Raw genomic sequence first — 20,759 nt, forward strand, 5'->3', positions numbered from 1 at the left:
TGCTGCGCGCTCCCTGTGCGGACCGGGGGAATCGATCGGCGAACGGCACCAGCGGCCTGCCGAACGACACCAGAGACCACGCCGGTTCGTACTACCTTCCTAGCCATGTTCGTACCGCGCCTGCGCCTCGTGCTGATCCCCTTCCTGCTGTTCGCGCTGCTGATCGTCGGCTTCGTGCTGGGTGATGCACCGGCCGGTGCACGCATCACGGCACAGGGTATGCGGCTGGAGAGTGATACCCCGGATGCGTGGCGCACACTGGATGGAAAGACGCTGCGCACCTGGAGTGGTCCGTATTGGCTGCGCTACCAGGTGCAGCTCACCGAGACCGATCGCGCCCGCCCGCTGGGCATCGCCATGGGGCTGCGTGGAGCCAGCGAAGCCACATGGGATGACATTCCACTCCCACCCAATGGCGTTGTGGGGAACAGCGTGGCGACGGAGGTGCCGGGTCATATCGATTGGATTGTGCCGGTTCCGACCACACGCGCCGACACGGGCGCGCACGCGCTGGTGATTCGGGTATCCAGCCAGCACCAGAGTCGTGCGTTTTCCCGCGCCGATCTGGCGGTGCGTGTTCAGGCGCTCGACGACCTGTATGGCATGCGGTACCGTGGCTGGCTGCTGCCATCGCTGGCCATGGGATGTCTGCTCGTGGCGGCGCTGTATGTGGCCACCGTCATCGCACGCACCGGTGCGCGCCAAGGTGCGTGGGTGCTGATCGGATTGTGCGTGGTGGGACTGGTACTTCCGGCGCTCGAGGCGTGGCGTCCGCTGGTGGGATACCTGTACACCCAGCACCTGACCCGATTGCTGGCCATTCGGTTGCTGACCGCGGCATCGGCATTGCTGCTGCCCGCCTACTTCGCCCTGCGTTTCGATGCACGTCCGGCACTGCGATCACTGCGCATCGAGCGAGTGTTGTACGTGGTGCTGGTGGTGAGTCTGGCAACGTTTGCCACCCCCTTCGATCTGGCGGGGTGGCTGCTGCATGCGAGCGGGTTGGCCATGTCCCTGCGCATCACGTGGCGATCCGCGCGGGGAGACTGGTCCGGCGCTGCGGGAATGCTCACCGTGCTGCTCGGCACCACGCTGCTGGCCGCCCTGATCGCTCCGGGCATTTACATCGATGGCCTCTATGTCATCGCGTTCGCCGCGATCCTGATCACGGTGTTGCTGACCCACGCCGGCTTCCTGCGCACCGGTGCGGAACGCAGCGTCGCCCTCGAGGCGGCACGCGCGCGATTGAGTACGGCGTTGCTGCGCGGCAGCATCCATCCGCACTGGCTCATGAACACGCTCATGTCCCTGCAGGAACTCATCGAGCGATCACCAGCCGAAGCCAGCCGCATGGTGGAATTGCTCGGCGACGAGTTTCGCATGGTGCGTGCGGCCAGTGACGAAGGCTGGATCACCGTGGATGAAGAGGTGGCGCTGTGCCGTACACACCTGGCCATTGTATCCATCGGGCGCCCGCATCCGCTCACGTTGCGCGTGGAGGGGGAGGCGTTGTGGCGCGAACATGCCATACCACCTGGCGTGTTGCACACCCTGATCGAGAACGGCCTCACCCACGGTGCACATACCGCGCCGGATTCGCATGATGCGTTTGTGTTGCAGGCCGTTGACGGCGGAGCGCAGCATCTCACGCTCGTGATGTCCGCTCCTGGCACGCCGCGCGCAGGGCAGACCATCAGCCCTGGCACCGGCACACGATTCATCGAGGCCAGCCTCCGCACCGCGTTCCACACCGACTGGCAATTCACGCAGGCACCACAGGACGATCGGTGGGTGAGCACGCTGATCCTGCCCCGCATGGCGATGCGCCGTGGGTTTCGCGAGCGCATCGAGCGTACGCCATGCTGAACATTCTCGTGGTCGAAGACGAACCGCTGGTGCAGCAGCGCATTGTGCGGCTGGTTCGGGAAATCCTGGGCCCCGCGGCGTCGATCGACAGCGCGATGTCACTGGACGATGCCGACGATGCCCTGCGCCGTCGCGTCATCGATCTGCTGCTGCTCGATCTCAACCTGCAGGGCGAGGACGGGTTCACGCTGCTGCGTCGTGCGGTGGCCAGCACCTTCCACACCATTGTCATTTCCGCACATGCCGAACGAGCGCTCGATGCGTTTGCGTTGGGTGTGCTCGATTTCCTGGCCAAGCCCTTTCCGCGGACGCGTCTGGCGCAGGCGCTGGAGCGGGCGCAGGCGGCCACCCGCATGTCAGGGCGCGGCGCACAACTCGTGGGGGTGTGGCGCACACACGGGGTCGCCTTGTTGCCGGTGGATGACATCGCCTGGATTCAGGCCGATGGCGACTATACCGCGCTGCACCTGGTGAACGGGCGTCGTGAACTGCACGACAAGACCCTCGATCGCCTGCAGCAGGTCCTGCCGGCGGCCTTTGTGCGCATTCATCGCTCGTATCTGGTGAATATGCAGCAGGCCGAAGCCCTGCAGGTGGAAGGCGGTGGTCGCTATCGCCTTCGCATGCGCGGCGGCACTGAACTGCCGGTGGGACGATCCCGTGTGCAGGCCGTGCGCGAACGACTGCTGTAGCCTCGTGGGACGTCGCACCGTGAGCCGATCGGTGCCGGAGACAGCGTCGGACAGGGACATCCCGTAGGTTTGGAAGGACCGGCATTTCAGCCCTCCCTCTATCCCACCAATGCGCTACACCCAATCCACGCTCGCCGCCGGACTGGCCACCGTTGGCCTCGTGCTCGGCGCCTGTGCGCCGAAAGCCACGCCGGCCCCCACTCCCGCGCCAGCCGCGGCTCGTCCTGCGGCCGGGCCCGGTGCGGCTCCCGCCGGTGCACCCGCTGCACAGCCCGGCGGTGGTGCTGGCGGCGGCGGTGCCGCGGGACAGGATCCGCAGCCCCGCGCCTACAGCGCCGTCATCACACCGCGTGCCGTCACCAAGAGCGGCGTGTTCAAGGTGCACCAGGTCGGCTCGCGTCTCTATTTCGAGATTCCGCGCGCCGAACTGGGCAAGGACTACGTGGTGGTCACCACGCTGGCCGGCACACCCGATGAAATCGGCATCCGCGGCACGCAGGGCGGCAACAACGTCGTGCGCTTCGAACGCCGCGATCATCGCGTCTATGTGCGCGAAGCGTCGTTCCGAGACATGATCGCCGACACCGCCGCGTCGCAGCGTCTCGCCGCAGAACTGATCGGCGTGACCAAGATTCTCGCCGCGCTCAATGTCGAAGCGTACGGCCCCGACAGCTCGGCCGTCGTGGAAGTCACACGCATGTTCACCGGCGGTGTGCCGGAATACTCGGCGCTGGGTCGTCGCGCGCAGGTGGATGCCGCCCGCTCGTACATCGAGCGCTTCGCGGCCTACTCGCGCAATGTGAACGTGACGGCCGTGCAGTCGTTCACGCCGCAGGGTGCGGCGCCGGCCGGCGGCGGTGGCCCACCGGGCGCAGCCAACCCCAACGCGCCCAGCACGGAGAAGTACACGTTCTCCATTGCCAAGCTGCCCGAGCAGCTGATGATGCCGCGCATGCACGACGAGCGCGTGGGCTATGGCACCGTGGTGCAACGTGATTTTTCCGGAGCCACGCAGCGTGTGGAAACGCGCCGCTACATCTCGCGCTGGCGCCTGGAGTGCAGCGATCGCAAGGTGGGCAACCTGTGTGTGCCCAAGAAGCCCATCACGTATTACCTCGATCCGGCCACGCCGGCGTGGCTCAAGCCGTGGATCCGCAAGGGCATCGAAGCGTGGGTGCCGGCGTTCGAAGCGGCGGGCTTCCATCAGGGTATCGTAGCGGCCGAAGCGCCCACCAACGACCCTGACTTCTCCGGTGAAGACGCCACGGTGAGCATGGTGCGCTGGTTGCCGTCGGCCACCGAAAACGCGGTGGGTCCTTCACTCAAGGACCCGCGCACGGGTGAAATTCTCGACGCCGACGTGCAGACGTACCTCAACGTCATGAATCTCACGCGCGCCTGGTACTTCACGCAGGTCGCGCCGCTCGACCCGCGCGCGCAGAAGCTGCCGTTCCCCGATTCGCTGGCCGGCCGCCTGCTCGAGTACGTGACCGCGCATGAAGTGGGACACACGCTGGGCTTCCCGCACAACTTCAAGGCCAGTTCCATGTATCCGCTGGACTCGGTGCGTTCGAAGACGTGGGTGGCCAAGATGGGCCACACGCCCACGCTGATGGACTACTCGCGCTACAACTACGTCGCGCAGCCGGAAGACGGCATTGCACTCGACGACCTGATCCCGAAGGTAGGTCCGTACGACATCTATGCGGTGAAGTGGGGCTACAGCCCGATCGCCGGTGCGCGCACGCCCGACGACGAGCGTCGTCAGCTCGATCAATGGGCGCGCATGCAGGACACCATTCCCTGGTATCGCTTCAGCGGTGATGCCGGTGGTGTCGATCCCGCCGAACAGTCGGAAGCAGTAGGTGATGCCGATGCCGTGCGTGCCACCGCGCTGGGCATCAAGAACCTCAAGCGCGTGATGGGCTTTCTGGAAAGCGCCACGGCGTGGAAGGAAGGCGACACGTACGACAATCTCGAAGAGTTGTACAGCCGCACGGTGAATCAGTGGGCCACCGAACTGGGGCATGTGTCGCGCATCGTCGGGTCCGAGTACCGCCACGAGAAGGTGGTGGGTCAGGTGGGACCGATCTGGCGCAACGTGGAGCCGGCTCGTCAGAAGGCGGCCGTGCAGTTCCTGCTCGACAACGCCTACACCACGCCAACGTGGTTGCTCGACGAGAACATCCTGCGGAAGGTGGAGCCGAGTGGCTCGCTCAATCGCGTGGGCGCCGCGCAGGCGCGTTCGATGACGGCGATGCTGGCCAACGACCGCCTCGTGCGCATGGTGGAGCTCGAAGCGCGGGCCAAGTCGCGCAGCGAGGTCTATCCGGTGGCCGAACTGCTGACGGATCTGCGTCGTGGTCTCTGGAAGGAGACGGCCACGGGCGCGCCGATCGACGCGTTCCGTCGCCGGCTGCAGCGTGTGTACCTCGAGCAGATGGCCGCCAAGATCAACCCGCCGGCCCCGGCTGCCGGCGGTCAGGGCGGTGGTGGCGGCGGCTTTGGCGGTCAGGCGCCGGTAAGCCCGGCCGACATTCGCCCCATCATCAAGAGCGAAATGCGCGCCCTCGACGCCCAGCTGGCCTCGGCCATCGGCCGGACGAGCGACCGCATGAGCAAGGCGCACCTCGAAGACGCCCGGGACCTGATCAAGACCATGCTCAACCCCAAGGACTGAACGGGACCGAACACAGTCTGAACAGGCTCTGGAAAATGGAGGACTGACGGGGGCTGGGCACGACGCCTAGAATCCATCGATGCACGGGTCGGACCAGCTCGCCGTTGCCAGCTGGTTCGGCCCGTTTCCTTTTTCCCGTCGGGTCACATGCACAACCGTCGTTACATGCCGCTCCTGGCGGCGGGCCTCGTGTTCGCCGCCTGCCGACCGGCAGCCAAGCCGGCGACTGCTCCCACGCCGAATGCACCGGCCGGTGCCAACAATCGCCCGGCCGGCCCCACACCCGCCGGTCCCACGGCTGGTCAGCCGCCCGCCGGCGCGCCCAACCTTGCCGCCCTGGCCGGTGCCATGGGTGCGCAGGGTGAACCCGCGCCCCGCCCGTACGCGTCGGTCATCACGTCGCGCGCGAAGTCCAAGGACGGTGTGTTCGGCGTGCACCAGGTGGGCGCCCGTCTCTACTTCGAAATTCCGGCCGCGCAGCTCGGCAAGGATTTCATGGTGACCACCGTGCTGTCCGGCACGAATGCCGCCATCACGGGCAGCACCAATGGCCCGACGCGCCTCGTGCGTTTCGAGCGCCGCGACAACCGCATCCTGCTGCGCGACGTCAACTACAACAACGTCGCCTCCGACACCACGCTGCAGACGGCGCGGGCGATGTCGCTGATCGAGTTCTTCCCGATCCTCGCATCGTTCAATGTCGACGCCTACGGCAAGGACAGCGCGTCCGTGATCGATGTGACGCGCCTGTTCACCGGCGGCGTGCAGGAGTTCACGGCCAATGGCCGCCGCGCCACGGTCGACGCGTCGCGTTCGTTCATCGACAAGTTCTCGGCGTTCTCGCGCAACGTGAACGTGACGGCGGTGCAGACGTTCACGCCGGTCCCCACGCCGGGCGCCGCGCCGCTGCCGATTTTCGGCGGTGGTGGTGCACCGGGCACGTCGACGGAGGCCTACACGTTCTCCGTGGTGCGCCTGCCCGACGACCCGATGATGCCGCGCCTGTACGACGAGCGCGTGGGCTACTTCTCACGCGCCCGCACGGACTTCGGTTCGCGTGAGCAGCGTGTGCTGCCGCGCCGCTACATCAGCCGCTGGCGCCTCGAGTGCTCGGCTCAGAAGCAGGGCAACCTGTGCGTGCCGAAGAAGCCGATCACGTACTACGTGGATCCTGCCACGCCCGCCTGGCTGGTGCCGTGGGTGAAGGCCGGTATCGAGGAGTGGCAGCCCGCGTTCGAGGCGGCCGGTTTCTCCAAGGGCATCGTCGCCGGCCAGGTGCCGAACGATCCCGAGTTCTCCGGTGAAGACGCCAGTGTGGCGATGATCCGCTGGCTACCGTCGCCGGTGGCCAATGCGCAGGGCCCGAGCCTGGTGGACCCGCGCACCGGTGAGATCATCGATGCCGACGTGCAGATGTACCACAACATCCTCGACCTGCAGCGTGAGTGGTACTTCTCGCAGGTGGGGCATCTCGACAAGCGCGCGCAGACTTTCCCGTTCCCCGACTCGCTGATGGGCCGTCTCATCCAGTTCGTCGTGGCACACGAAGTGGGACACACGCTGGGCTTCCCGCACAACTTCAAGGGCAGCTCGATGTACCCGCTCGACTCGGTGCGCTCGAAGACGTGGGTGGCGAAGATGGGTCACTCGCCGTCGATCATGGACTACGCGCGCTTCAACTACGTCGCGCAGCCCGAAGACAACATCCCGTTGGCCGATCTCGTGCCGCGGGTCGGCGTGTACGACACCTATGCCGTGAAGTGGGGCTACTCCCCCATTCCCGGAGCGACCACGCCTGAAGCCGAACTGCGTCAGCTCGATGCATGGGCGCGCATGCAGGACACGGTGCCCTGGTACCGTTTTGCCAGCGATGCCGGTGCCGGTGGCGCCGATCCGGGTGAGCAGTCGGAAGCCATCGGTGATGCCGATGCCGTGGCCGCCACGGCGCTGGGCTTCAAGAACATCGCCCGCGTCATGAAGCTGGTGGATGGCGCCGCCAGTGCCGACAAGACCGCTGACTTCTCCCTGCTGCGCGCCACGTACAACGGCGTAGTCGGCCAGTGGGCGCTGGAAGCCAACCACGTCGCGAAGATCGTGGGCGGTCTGGACAAGCAGGAGAAGCGGCTGAGCCAGAGCGGTCCGGTGTGGACTCCGGTGTCCCGCGCGCGCCAGAAGGCGGCCGTGAAGTTCCTGAACGAACAGGTGTTTGCCACGCCGGCCTACCTCACCGACGTCCCGACGCTTCGTCGTCTCGAGTCGGAGGGCAACATCAACCGCGTGGTGGGTGCGCAGGCCCGTGCACTGAACAGCCTGCTCAACAACACCAAGCTGCAGCGTCTCGTGGAGATCGAGGCGACGTCCAGCAATCAGGCCAATGTGTACTCGGTCGGTGAGATGCTGACCGACGTGCGCCGCGGTGTCTGGAGCGAAGTGGCGTCGGGCAAGCCGATCACGGCCTACCGTCGTCGCCTGCAGAACGTGTACCTCGAGCAGATGGCCACCAAGATCAAGCCGCCGGCCACCTCGCCGGCCGAGGCGCAGATCGCGCAGCTGCTGGGCATCCCGCTGTCGCAGCCGCGCGACTTCCGGGCCATCGTGAAGGACGAGGTCCGCACGCTGGATCGTGAGCTGGCGGGCGCCATTGGTCGCAGCAGCGACCGCGCCTCACGGGCTCACATGCAGGATGCCCGGGACCAGATCAAGACGATGCTGGACACGGACAAGTAGGACTTTCTGGAGCACTGACCGCCGGGCAAGCAACGACTTGCACCGGCTGGTTCAACGGGGTGGCCGTGCATCTGCGCGGCCACCCCGTGTGTTTCCGGACCTTTCTGGACGTTTCCGTCCACTTTCGTGGGATTTCGCTCATTTTCCGACCGAAATCGGGGCAAAACCCGGAGCGTATTGTGGGCATGCCACGTAATCCTGAGTGCCGGGCGATTCTGGAAGCGCCCGTGGTACTGGCGACTCCCGCTCCTCTGCCATGTGGATTGTACAACTCGCCCTGCGGCGCCCCTACACCTTCATCGTCGGTGCGCTGTTGGTGGTGCTCTTCGGGGTGCTGTCGGCCCTGCGTATGCCGACCGACATCCTGCCGGAGCTCGATATCCCGGTCGTGTCGGTCATCTGGTCCTACAACGGCCTCCCGCCCGAGGAGATGGAGCGCCGGTTCGGGACCCCCTATGAACGAGCCGTCACCACCACCGTCAACGACGTCGAGCATATCGAGTCGCAGTCGCTGGCTGGTGTCACGGTCATCAAGGTGTTCTTCCAACCCGGGGCGCGCATCGAGTCGGCCGTCGCTCAGCTCGCGGCGGTGTCGCAGTCCATCCTGCGCATCATGCCACCGGGCGCGGCTGCGCCATTCATCGTGCGCTACAACGCGGCCAATGTGCCCGTGCTGCAGCTCGCGCTGGGTGGTGACTCGCTCTCCGAGCAGCAGCTCTCCGACCTGGGCACCAACGGCATCCGCACCCGCCTCGCCACCGTGCGCGGCGCCAGCGTGCCGCAGCCGTATGGCGGCCGGTCGCGCCTGATCAACGTGGATCTGGACCCCGCCCAGCTTTTCGCGCGTGGCCTTTCTCCCACCGATGTCAGCGACGCGATCAACGCGCAAAATCTCGTGCTGCCCGGCGGCACGGCCAAGATCGGTGAGCGCGAGTACGTTGTGCGCCTGAACGGCAGTCCCGACATCGTCGAACAGATGAACGACCTCCCGATCCGGGTGGTCAATGGGGCGCTCGTGCGCATCCGCGACGTCGCCCATGTGCGCGACGGCTACTCGGTGCAGACCAACATCGTGCACCGTGACGGGGTGCGCGGCGCGCTCATTCAGGTGCTCAAGTCGGGTGGCGCGTCCACCATCGACGTGGTCAACCGCGTACGCGGCGCCCTACCCGGCATCCTCGCCACGCTGCCACCGGCCCTCAAGGTCGATATCCTGGCCGACCAGTCGCTGTTCGTGAAGGCCGCCCTCAAGGGTGTGGTCATTGAAGCGCTCATCGCCGCCTGCCTCACGGCCGCGATGATCCTGATCTTCCTTGGCAGCTGGCGCTCCACGCTCATCGTGGCACTGTCCATCCCACTGTCGATTCTCTGCTCGGTGACCGTGCTGTCCATGCTCGGGCAGACGCTCAACGTGATGACGCTGGGTGGCCTCGCGCTCGCGGTCGGCGTGCTGGTCGACGACGCCACCGTGGGCATCGAGAACATCCACCGGGTGCAGGAGCACGAGCCGGACATCGAGAAGGCCATTCTCGACGGCGCCGGCCAGATCGCCATTCCGACCCTCGTGTCGACGCTGGCCATCTGCATCGTGTTCGTGCCGATCTTTTTCCTGAGTGGCGCTGCCGGTTCGCTGTTCCGTCCGCTGGCCATGGCCGTGGTATTCGCGATGATGGCGTCGTACGTGATCTCGCGGACGCTGGTGCCCACGCTGGTGCGCTACGCGATGGAGCGTGAACGCGCGCTCGAAGCGAAGCGGGCCGGCATGCCCAAGCGTCCCGGCTTCTTCGCACAGTTTCACCACAACTTCGAACATCGTTTCGAACAGTGGCGCGTGAGCTACCGTGGCGCCGTGACGGCGATGCTGGCGCGTCCCGGCCGCCTGATGACGGTGGCTGGTCTGGTCGTCCTGTCCGCCGGCGCACTGGCTCCATGGCTGGGTCGGGACTTCTTCCCGCAGATCGATGCAGGGCAGATTCGTCTGCACCTGCGCGCACCGGTGGGCACGCGTCTCGAAGAAACCGCGCGCGTTGTCGCAGCCGTGGAAGACCGCATTCGTGAGATCATTCCGCCAGGCGACCTCACCACCATTATCGACAACATCGGTCTGGCCACGACCAGCTCCACGAACCTGGCCTACAGCGACAACCCCACCATCGGCATGACTGACGCCGACCTGCTCATCACGCTCACCGAGCACCGTGTGGGCAATACGGCCGACTATGCGCGCCGCATCCGTCGCATGGTGCGCGATGAGTTCCCCGATGTGCTGGTGTTTTTCCAGTCGGCCGACATCGTCGGACAGATTCTGAATGCCGGTCTGCCGGCGCCCGTGAACGTGCAGGTGGTGGGTGCCAACCGGGCGGAGAACATCAAGGTGGCGCGCTTCATCGAGGAGCGGATCAAGAAGGTGCCCGGCGCCGTGGACGTGTACCTGCAGCAGCGCCTCGAAGCGCCGCAGCTCAACGTGACCGTGGACCGTGCGCGCGCCGCGTCACTGGCCCTCACGCAGCGTGACGTGGCCAACGATCTGCTCGTGTCGCTGGCATCCAGCGGGCAGGCGGCGCCCAACGTCTGGCTCAATCCGCAGAACGGCGTGCAGTACAGCGTGAGTGTGCAGACACCGCAGTATCGCATCGCGTCCATCGAAGACATCGGTCGCACGCCAGTGCTGGGAGCGGCGGGCGCGAACAGTGGCACGATGCCGCAGATGATGCAGAACCTCGCGACCGTGAGCCGCTCCACCAGCGTGGGTGTCATCAGCCACTACGATGTGGCGCCTGTGTACGACGTGTACGCCAATGTGCTCGATCGCGACCTGGGTGCGGTGGCCGACGACATCGATGTCGTCCTCGACTCACTGCAGGAATCGCTGCCCCGCGGCACCACGCTGGTGATGCGCGGGCAGGTGGCCAGCATGCGCACCTCCTACGCTGGTCTCGCCACCGGTCTCGTATTCGCGATCCTGCTGGTGTACCTGATCATGGTCATCAACTTCCAGTCGTGGCTCGACCCGCTCATCATCGCCTGTGCGCTGCCGCTCGCGATGGCCGGCGTGATCTGGGCGCTGTATGCCTGCGGCAACACGATCAGCGTGCCCGCCTTCATGGGCGCGATCATGAGTATGGGCGTAGCCACTGCGAACGGTATTCTCGTGGTGTCCTTCGCCAACGAACGCATGGATGCCGGACTCACTGCGCTCGAGGCGGCCATCGAAGCGGCGGCCACACGCCTGCGCCCCGTGATCATGACCGCACTCGCCATGATCGTCGGCATGGTGCCCATGGCTCTCGGACTTGGTGAAGGCGGCGAGCAGAACGCGCCGCTCGGCCGCGCCGTCATCGGCGGCCTGCTCTTCGCGACGTTTGCCACCCTGACGCTGCTCCCCTTTGTTTACAGCCGTCTCCGTGCTCACCGGCACGGAGTGGTTCCTTCGCCGGTATTGAACTCGTGATGCGCTCCGTCATGCGAACTCCCGCTTCGTCGACCAATCGCGGCCACCGCACCGGTACCCACTCGGGTCCGCGCGTGCGTCGCGGCCGAATGATGCCGATCGTCTTCGTGCTGATCTTCGCGGCGCTGCTCGTGGCGGGGCTGTTGCCTCGTCTCGCCCAGTCACGCTCCCGCGCCGAAGAAGGTGCGCGGTCCACGGCTGTGCCCACCGTGTTCACCGAGCCGGTGAAGCGCGACACATCGAGCACACCATTCGAGTTGCCGGCCACGCTCAGCGGTGTGCACGAAGCCAACATCTTCGCGCGTACCAACGGCTTTGTGCGGCAACTGCGTGTCGACATCGGCTCGCCGGTGCGCGCCGGCGACACGCTCGCGATTCTCGACATGCCGGAGCTGCGCGAACAGGAGCGGCAGGCCACGGCCGTGCTCGAGCAGACCGAAGCCAGCGCCAACCTCGCCCGCACCTCGCTCGACCGCTGGAAGCAGCTGTCGGCGCAGGGCGTGGTCACACCGCAGGAATTCGACGAGCGCACCGCCAACGCCAGCGTGACCGACGCCAATTCGCGCGCTGCGCGGGCCAACCTGGCCAATCTGCGCGAACTGATGCGCTTCGGCGTGCTCATCGCGCCATTTCATGGCGTGGTAACAGCCCGCTCGATCGATATCGGCTCGCTGGTGGTGGCCGGCGCAGCGGCCGGTGCACGCCCGCTGCTGTCGCTCGTGCAGACCGACACCGTGCGTGTCATGCTCCAGGTACCGCAGAGCGCCGCCCCGCGCGTGCGCGTGGGTATGCGCACGTCGGTGGTGGTGAGCGACCTGGGCAACGAAGAGATCACCGGCACCGTGGTGCGTACCGCTGGCGCCATCGATCCGGTCACCCGCACGCTGCTCACCGAAGTGCATGTGCCCAACGGACAGCGACGCCTGCTGCCGGGCATGTTTGCCACGGTGCGTCTCAAGGTGCCGTCGTCGCCATCGCTGCGAGTACCGGCCATCGCACTCATCGTGCGCGGAGACGGTACGCAGGTCGCGCGCGTGGAAAAGGACACCGTGCGTCTCGTGCCCATCACCATCGGCCGCGACTACGGCACCTCACTCGAAGTGCTGGGAGGCCTCGAGCCGGGTGATCAGGTAGTCGTCAATCCACCCGAGTCACTGGCTTCAGGTCAGGCGGTGAAGGCCATCGCTCGCGGCGGCGCGAAGTAGCAGTGCCCTAGACACGCCGCCGAGTTCGCTCGGCAGAGTCAGTGCACAGACGCACTATTCAGGGGTCCGACATTCCGGTGTCGGGCCCCTGTGGCATTTGCTGGTTCGTGTTCGTGTGTTTCATGTGTTGGCCCCTTTGCCGTGCCCATCATGCTCATGCTTCCGATCCCGGTGCTCATCGGCTTCGTCATGCCGCTGCCGTCACCCACGACGTGGGAAGACACGGCCACAGATGCGGGGGACATGGCCGCCGTTGCATCGTGGGTCTCCTTCGACGCGCCTGTCGGACTCGAGATGCGCACGACACCGGCGCTCGCATCAGCCTTGTCGCGCGAAACGGGCGGTGTCTGGCAGGCCGACGCACTCGGCAATCTGATGCTGCGCCGCGGAACTGGATCGCCGAAACGCGTGGTGGCCTGCGCGATTGATCGGCCAGGGTTTGCCGTCACCCAGATCACCACCGATGGATTTCTGCGCCTGCATCGCGTGGGCAATGTGGCGCATGCCTTGTGGGATCAGGCACACGAAGGCCAGCAGATCGAAGTGCTCACCGATCGTGGCGCAGTACCGGGAGTGGTGGCCATCGCGAATGGACACTTCGCCCAGCAGCATCGTCGCGATTCCCTCGTTGCCACGGCCGATGAGTTGTGGGTGGATGTTGGCGCGCAGTCGGCGGCCGACGTGCAGGCACTGGGCATCGCGCTGCTCGATCCGGTGCAGCGCCGTCTCCCGGCGTGGACGTATGCCGATCGTGTGAGCGGGGCGCAGGCGGGACTGCGGGCGGGGTGCGCCGCGGTGACGGGTGCTGCACGCGGTGAGGTGCCGCGCGGCGAGACCATGTTTGTCGTGAGCGTGCAAGGCGCCTTCGGATGGCCCGGTTTGGGTGGTGTGCTCGCACGCATACCCGGATTTGTGGCGGACACGATCACCGTGTTCCTGAATGGCCGCGGCGAGCGCCAGCAGCGGTGGGCACGCGCCGGTGCGCTGCCCAGTATCAACGCCGGTGTGTATCGCGCCGCCAGGGCAGACTCCCTGCGCATCGTATCGCCCGCGGTGCGGCATGCGGGCACGCTGGTGGAGAGTATCACACTCGCCGAATCCCGCTGGTTGCTGTCGGAAGCACAGCGTGCGGCCGGTGTGAGCACGAACGACGCCGGTGTGTTTGTCATGGTGCCGGTGCGGGATCGCGCACGCGCTTCGATAGCAACAGAGCCGCATGCGGCAACAGCGCGATTGCTCACTACACTGGCGGACCTGCCCGGCGTGCCCACACACGAATGGCGTGTGCGTGATGCCGTGCGGCGTGCACTGCCAGCGTGGGCGCAGTCGCGCGCGCAGGTCGATGATGCCGGCAACCTGATCGTCACCGCAGGCCCGGCGCGCGACACCGTGGTGTTCATGGCACATCTCGATGAGGTCGCGTACGACATCACCACGATTGCCCGTGATGGCACGGTGTCACTGCGCGCACGTGGCGGTGCCATCGGCTCGGCGTGGGAAGGACAACCCGCACTGCTGCATCTGCCGCCCACCTCCAACGGCCTGCCCGATACGCTGGCTGGCGTCTTCGTGCCGCGTGACTCGGCGCGCACCAGACAACCGGCACGCATGACCGCGTGGTTTGGGATCGACTCTGCGGCGCTCGTGGCGCGCGGTGTGGTGGTGGGCGCTGGTGTGACCAGCCCCAAGAGCGCCGTGCGTCTCTCCGGCCCCCGATTCACGGGACGCAGTATGGACGATCGCGCCGGCTCCACCGCGCTGCTGCTCGCATTGGGGCAGATCGATCCCGCGCGTCTCGACCGCACGGTGATTTTTGTGTGGTCCACGCAGGAAGAAACGGGCCTGATCGGCGCACAGGCCGTGGCGAACCGCATTGGCGCTTCGGTGCAGCGCATGTACAGCATCGATACGTTCGTGAGTTCGGAGACACCGCTCGAGTCGCCGCACTTTGCGTTCGTGCGGTTGGGCGCGGGGCCAGTACTGCGGGCCATCGAGAACGGCAGCATTTCGCCGCCAGCCGTGCGTGCCCATGTCAGCCAGGTGGCGCGTGCGCAGAACATCCCACTGCAAACAGGACTCACCCAGGGCGGCACCGACGGGACATCCTTCACGTTCTTCGGGGCTCCGAACACCGGACTCTCGTGGCCGGGCCGCTACAGCCACACGCCCGCCGAGGTGTTGGACCTGCGTGATGTGGAACGACTGGGGTCGCTGATTGCCGCCCTGGCGCGTGCACGCCCCTGACCCTGGCGAGCGGCCTCTCGTCATCGGCAGAGTGCAGGCTGCCTGCAACTCGTCCGTGCCCCCTTCGTAGTTTAGGTGAGCATGTCGAATCAACCCGAGACTACCCCGACCGAACTGGCCGCCCTGCGCGTTGCCCTGAGTGGACAGTATGCCATCCAGCGCGAACTGGGCCGCGGCGGCATGGGCATTGTGCTATTGGCCCGCGATGAACGCCTCGACCGCGCCGTCGCGCTCAAGGTGCTCCCGCCCGCGCTGGCGGAGGCCGGCGAAACACGCGAACGATTCCTGCGCGAAGCCCGCATGGCTGCGCAGCTGTCGCATCCGAACATTGTGCCGGTGTACCGCGCCGATGAAATCGGTGGGTATGCGTTCTTCGCGATGGGGTTCGTGGAAGGCGAGTCGCTGGGTGATCGCATTCGTGACCGCGGCTCGCTGCCGGCGGCGGAAGTCGTGCGTATCCTGCGTGAAGTGGCGTGGGCGCTCGCCTACGCGCATGCGCGTGGCATCGTGCACCGCGATGTGAAGCCGGACAACATCCTGCTCGAACGTGCGTCCAGTCGCGCCATCGTGACGGACTTCGGCATCGCGCGCGCCGACTTCAATCCGGCGCTGACGCAGGACGGATACGTCCTGGGCACGGTGCACTACATGAGTCCTGAGCAGTCCAGCGGTGACGTGCTCGACGGACGCAGCGATCTGTACGCACTAGGCTGCATCGGCTTCTATGCGTTGAGCGGCCGTTTGCCGTTCGAAGGGACATCGCCGCAGGCCATCCTGGTGGCACACGCGACGAAGGAACCACCGGCACTGCGCAGCGTGGCGCCCGAGGTGCCGACGGCACTCGCGGCGGTGATTGATCGCTGCCTGCGCAAACACCCCGACGAGCGATTCGCGACCGGCGAAGAACTCGCCGATGCGCTGGCCAAGGCGCTCGAGCATCTCGAACACGATGTGCGTGATGTGGGTGGCAAGGACACGCTCAACAGCGACGACGCGATGGCCGTGTGGCGTCGTGCGGCCGAGCTGCAGGCTGAAGCCGCGGCGCGCCTCGAGACGCGCATGCGGGCCAATGACACGCGCGCCCTCGCGGCTCCTCAGGAATTGAGCGGCGATCAGGGCAGCAACAACGCCACCGGCGCTCCCACCGACGCCTATCGACTGCGCGATGTGGAGGCGGCGGCCATCGAAGCCGGCATCTCGCAGCGTTTCGTGATGCTCGCGCTCGATGAACTGCGCGCCAAGCCCTCCGGTCAGGCGCTCGCGCCCAGCATGTCCCCCCGCCGCGAGCGGCTCACCACACGATTGCTGGGCACTGCGCAGCGCACGCTCTCGGTGTCCCGCACGTTCCGCGCGCCCCCACGCACCGTGTTGCAATCACTGGGCCGCACGCTGCAGGGTGCGCCGTGGTCACTCGCCCTGCGCGACACGCTCGGCGGTCATCCGCTCGATGGCGGCGTGCTGGTGTTCGACCTGCCCGCGATGGCCGATGCCAATTACAAGTGGACGTATACGCGCTATGGCGTGTACGTCCCGCAGGTGCGTGTGTCGCTGAGTGCGGTGCCGGGTGATTCACGGAGCTGCGAAGTCACGATGACGATCGACCTGCGCCGCGGCCTGATGGCCAACATCGCGAGTTGGCTGGCCGTCTCGAGCGGCAGTTCCCTTGGTGGCGGCGCATTGGGACTCGTGCTCGGCAAGAAGCTGCTCGCCCTTGGTGGTGTCGCACTGATGGGCCCCATGCTCGGTGGTGCAGTGGTACTCGGCGGCATCACGATCGCGAGTGTGGCCCCGATGTACCGGTGGGGATTGCGCAAGGCCGAGGGGGAATTGCTGGCCGCACTGGCCGCGATCGATGTGGCGATGCGGGCATTCGACATCTTCGGCGAAACGCCGCCTGCTGTAGCGACACCGCGCGCGGATGCGCCGATCATTGTGCCCTGAAGCTCGGCATACAGCTCAGATGTCTGAGATCTGAGATCTGAGATCTGAAATCTGACGGATATAGACAGGTGAGAGATCAGACCGTCCTAGAGTTCAGAGGTCTGAGTGCACGGGGCGGGCTGCCTTCCGTCGTGACGCGCAGAGATCAGCGGCCCGGGCTTTCGGTGCGTCGGGCGCACAGTCGGAGGCACAGGCCTCCGTGTGTCGGGCGCACACGATAGGCGGCCGGCGTAAGTGCTCAGGCTTCTGACATCTACGACGGTCTGATTTCTCATTCCTCTATCTCCGTCAGATGTCAGATCTCAGACATCTGACATCAGATATCCGCTCCCGGATCCCGGTTACAATTCCCGCCCATTGACATGCCTCAGAACTGAGATATATTCAAGTCATCTCAATTCGGAGCTCTTTATGTCCATTCGTCCTGTCAAAAGTATCGTCACGGCCCAGCCAACCACCGAGGGCGCCGGGGTGCATCTGCACCGCGCATTCGGGTTCGGCAACACGACCGAGACCGACCCGTTTCTGCTGTTCGACGATTTTCGGAATGATGTGCCGCGGCAGTATCAGGCCGGTTTTCCCTGGCATCCGCATCGTGGCATCGAAACCATCACCTACGTGCTGGCCGGCAATGTCGAGCATGCCGACTCGCTCGGCAATCGTGGACTGCTGGGGTCCGGCGACGTGCAGTGGATGACCGCTGGCAGTGGCATCGTGCATCACGAGATGCCGATGGGTGATCCGCAGGGTCGTATGCATGGCTTCCAGTTGTGGGCAAACCTGCCGTCGTCACTGAAGATGACGGCGCCGCGGTATCAGGATGTGAAGTCGAAGGACATCGTCGAGATCACCGATGATGATGGCACGATTGTGCGCGTGATCTCCGGCGAGTTCTGGGGCAAGCGTGGACCGGTCGATGGCATCGCGGCCGATCCGAGTTATCTCGATGTGTTTGTGCCGGCTGGTGTGCGCAAGTCACTGCCTGTCGACGCCTATCGCAGCACATTTGCCTACATCTTCGAGGGCAGCGGCACCTTCCGGCACGCTTCGGGCAACATGGGGGTACTCACCGAGCGAACGGCCGGCGATGACGATGACCTCGTGCGCGACCTTTCCGGAAATCGGTCGCTCATCCTGTTCGATACGGGCGATGAAGTGGTGGTACGCGCCGGTGAGAACGGCGTCCGTTTCCTGCTCGTCAGCGGTGCGCCGATCAAGGAGCCCGTGGCGTGGTATGGTCCGATCGTGATGAACACCCAGGCCGAGTTGCAGACGGCCATGCGCGAACTGCGCGAGGGGACGTTCCTCAAGCCGTAACGTTTGTCCGTGACTGATGACGCGACGACTCGCTCACGCTGTTGCAATCCGCTATGTGTCGTTGGGGCTGGCCATGCTACCGCTCGTGTTGCTGGCCCCACGATTCGCCGCCGCTCAGGGCACCACCAGCGTGAGTTCGGGCAGCCCCACCACCGCCGACTCCGCCAAGGACAGCACGACAGCGAAGCCCGCCCCCAAGGCACCGCCCAAGCCGAAGGTCTTCGACTTCACGGGGTCGCTTGGCTTCGCGCAAACGCGCGGCAACGCGACCGCGCGCAATATCAATGTCGGCAACACCATCCGATATCGCCTTGGTGAGTGGACCATCCGGCAGGATCTGTCCTTCATCTACGGCGAATCCAACGGACGTGTGAATGCGAATTTCTGGAACGGCGGACTGCGATTCGACCGCAACGTCGCTGATCGCATCGAGTTTTTTCTCGCCTCGCGATACGACCGCAACGTGCCGCAGGGCGTGACGAGTCGCTTCCAGCAGGGCTTTGGGCTGAACGTCGTGGCCTTCGAGGACAGTCGCAATCGCGTGCAAGTCTCGCTCGGTGGCTCGCTCTTCTCCCAGCAGCTCGAGCCCGGCGCGGTGGCGAGAGTTTCACGCGCATTTCCGGCGGCGCGGGCCGCCCTCGACTATCGCTATCGATTCTCGCAGCTGGCGTACCTGCGCCAAACAGCTGAGTATCTGCCGGCCATTGGTGACACGGCCACATCCGTATTCGTGAACACCGAGAGTGCCATTGTCGCCCCGATTTCGCGCAATGTGGGCGTGAAGATCGGCTATGTGGTCCGCTACAACTCCGAGCCGCCCATTCGCAACGACGTGCCCCTGCGAACCACCGATATGTTCTTTTCGTCGGGACTTACCCTTACGTTTTGATCATGCGTACACATCTCCTTGCCACGGCCGTGGCCACAGCATTCGCCGCCGGTGCACTCGCACCCGCCGCCCTGCGCGCGCAGGACGCAGAGCCGAAGAAGAAGAACCTCGAAGTGTCTGGCACCGCCGGTTTCACACAGACCAGCGGCAATGCCAACGCCACGACAACCAACTTCGGCAACAAGGTCAAGTACACGGCACGCGGCTGGATCCTCGCCGAGGATCTCGCGTTCTTCTATGGCGAAGCGGAAAACAAGGTCAACGCCAACTTCTGGAACGGTGGTCTGCGTGCAGAACGTCGCATCATGGAACGTATCGGCCTGTTCGTGGCGGGACGTTTTGATCGCAACGTGCTGCAGGGCATCGCGAGTCGCTTTGAAGAGGGCTTCGGTGTGGACGTGAAGGCCATTGTCGCCAAGCGTGACCAGCTCTCGTTTCAGGTCGGTGGCTCATTGTTTCAGCAGAACCTGACACCGGGTTCCACGGCGACCGCCAAGCGCAATTTTCCCGCCGCCCGCCTGGGACTCGACTACAAGCACAACTTCACCGAACTCGCGTACTTCCAGCAGACGGGTGAATATCTGCCCAACCTGTCGGACAGCGATGCCTACCTGATGAATTCGGAGTCATCGCTGGTAGCGCCACTGTCGCGCCGACTCGGACTCAAGCTGTCGTACGTCGTCCGCTACAACAACTCGCCACCCATCCGCGAGGAAATGCGGCTCAAGACCACGGATACCTTCTTCTCCAGCGGCATTACCGTTTCGTTCTGACCGCGTGAGACAAGGCAGTTCTGCATAGACAGTACAAGGCGCGGCAGATCCATGAGATCTGCCGCGCCTTTGCATTGTGGGCGTCGTTGCTCAGACCTTGGCGCGAGGACGGAGCTTCTTCGCCAGCACCACGATGCCGACCAGCACGGCACCGGCCACCACACCAAGCAGGGCATCGAGCAAAACCTTGGCCACTGTGGCCATCGCGCCTGTCGCAGCGGCCCAGCCGGCCAGCACGACATCAATCGCGTGCACACCGTGAGCGATGATACCGCCACCTACCGTGAACATGGCTGCGGTGCCGAGTACCGACAGGCTCTTCATGAGCCACGGCGCCGTCTTGAGAATGACACCGCCGATGGCGCGGCCACGGTTGTGCAAGGCGAGCCCGAGGTCGTCGAGTTTCACAATGCCGGCCACAAGTCCGTACACGAACACCGTGGCGGCAAGACTCACCAGGCTCAGTGCACCGATCTGCATCCCGATGGGCGCCGCACTCATCGTGCCCAGCGAGATCACAATGATCTCGGCCGACAACACGAAGTCCGTGCGGATAGCGCCCTTGATCTTGCCCTGCTCCACCGCGATGCGCTGCTCGTCCGTGAGCTCGGGTTGTGCGATGACCGGATGCACCGTGTCGGACTCTTCATGCCGATGCAGCGCCTTGTGCAGCAGCTTCTCCACGCCTTCATAACACAGGAACAAGCCGCCGATCAGCATGAGCGGCATGACCGCGCCAGGCGCGAACGCGCTGATGAGCAGCGCCACGGGCACGAGGATCACCTTGTTGACCAGGGATCCCTTGGCCACCGCCCACACCACCGGCAATTCACGATCGACCCGCACACCGGAGGCCTGTTCGGCATTCAGCGCGAGATCGTCGCCCATCACGCCCGATGTCTTTTTCGCAGCGACCTTGGTCAGCAGGGCGACATCATCGAGCATCGACGTGATGTCGTCGAGCAATACGAGCA

Annotated in this window: 12 protein-coding genes; 11 read left to right on the forward strand and 1 reads right to left on the reverse strand. The window is 65.4% G+C overall.

Features of this window, described 5'->3' with window-relative positions; translation table 11 throughout:
* Positions 1-105: 105 nt before the first annotated feature.
* From VGE27_RS13260 to VGE27_RS13310, 11 genes are all read left to right on the forward strand, one after another.
* The gene (locus VGE27_RS13260; protein WP_331050145.1) at positions 106-1,866 is read left to right on the forward strand and encodes a histidine kinase; all 1,761 of its coding nucleotides are present in this window, start codon (positions 106-108) and stop codon (positions 1,864-1,866) included.
* Positions 1,860-2,558, forward strand: coding sequence for a LytTR family DNA-binding domain-containing protein (locus VGE27_RS13265; RefSeq protein WP_331050146.1), 699 nt, complete (start codon positions 1,860-1,862; stop codon positions 2,556-2,558). Before VGE27_RS13260 ends, VGE27_RS13265 begins: the two co-directional genes overlap by 7 nt.
* Positions 2,559-2,667: 109 nt before the next feature.
* Positions 2,668-5,238 carry a zinc-dependent metalloprotease gene (locus VGE27_RS13270; RefSeq protein ID WP_331050147.1) on the forward strand — a complete coding sequence of 857 codons (2,571 nt, stop codon included), beginning with the start codon at positions 2,668-2,670 and terminating at the stop codon, positions 5,236-5,238.
* A 147-nt stretch (positions 5,239-5,385) separates the two neighbouring features.
* Entirely contained in the window at positions 5,386-7,965 is a 2,580-nt protein-coding gene (locus VGE27_RS13275) for a zinc-dependent metalloprotease (RefSeq protein ID WP_331050148.1), read from the forward strand.
* 256 nt (positions 7,966-8,221) lie between these two features.
* Complete coding sequence (locus tag VGE27_RS13280) at positions 8,222-11,416, forward strand: efflux RND transporter permease subunit (protein WP_331050149.1); 3,195 nt, start codon at positions 8,222-8,224, stop codon at positions 11,414-11,416.
* Between the two features lie 74 nt (positions 11,417-11,490).
* On the forward strand, positions 11,491-12,621 hold the full coding sequence (locus VGE27_RS13285) for an efflux RND transporter periplasmic adaptor subunit (protein WP_331050150.1): 1,131 nt from the start codon (positions 11,491-11,493) through the stop codon (positions 12,619-12,621).
* A 150-nt stretch (positions 12,622-12,771) separates the two neighbouring features.
* The gene (locus tag VGE27_RS13290; protein WP_331050151.1) at positions 12,772-14,865 is read left to right on the forward strand and encodes a M20/M25/M40 family metallo-hydrolase; all 2,094 of its coding nucleotides are present in this window, start codon (positions 12,772-12,774) and stop codon (positions 14,863-14,865) included.
* Positions 14,866-14,946: 81 nt separating this feature from the next.
* Positions 14,947-16,806, forward strand: a complete 1,860-nt coding sequence (locus VGE27_RS13295) for a serine/threonine-protein kinase (RefSeq protein WP_331050152.1) — start codon at positions 14,947-14,949, stop codon at positions 16,804-16,806.
* A gap of 411 nt (positions 16,807-17,217) precedes the next feature.
* On the forward strand, positions 17,218-18,123 hold the full coding sequence (locus VGE27_RS13300) for a pirin family protein (RefSeq protein ID WP_331050153.1): 906 nt from the start codon (positions 17,218-17,220) through the stop codon (positions 18,121-18,123).
* Positions 18,124-18,139: 16 nt separating this feature from the next.
* Positions 18,140-19,012, forward strand: coding sequence for a DUF481 domain-containing protein (locus VGE27_RS13305; protein WP_331050154.1), 873 nt, complete (start codon positions 18,140-18,142; stop codon positions 19,010-19,012).
* Between the two features lie 2 nt (positions 19,013-19,014).
* Complete coding sequence (locus tag VGE27_RS13310) at positions 19,015-19,785, forward strand: DUF481 domain-containing protein (protein WP_331050155.1); 771 nt, start codon at positions 19,015-19,017, stop codon at positions 19,783-19,785.
* A 90-nt stretch (positions 19,786-19,875) separates the two neighbouring features.
* Here the strand turns inward: VGE27_RS13310 and VGE27_RS13315 are convergent.
* On the reverse strand, positions 19,876-20,759 hold an 884-nt coding region (locus VGE27_RS13315; RefSeq protein WP_331050156.1), incomplete at its 5' end, for a DUF808 domain-containing protein.

Origin of the sequence: Gemmatimonas sp. (genome assembly GCF_036405635.1) — a bacterium.
Lineage (GTDB): Bacteria > Gemmatimonadota > Gemmatimonadetes > Gemmatimonadales > Gemmatimonadaceae > Gemmatimonas.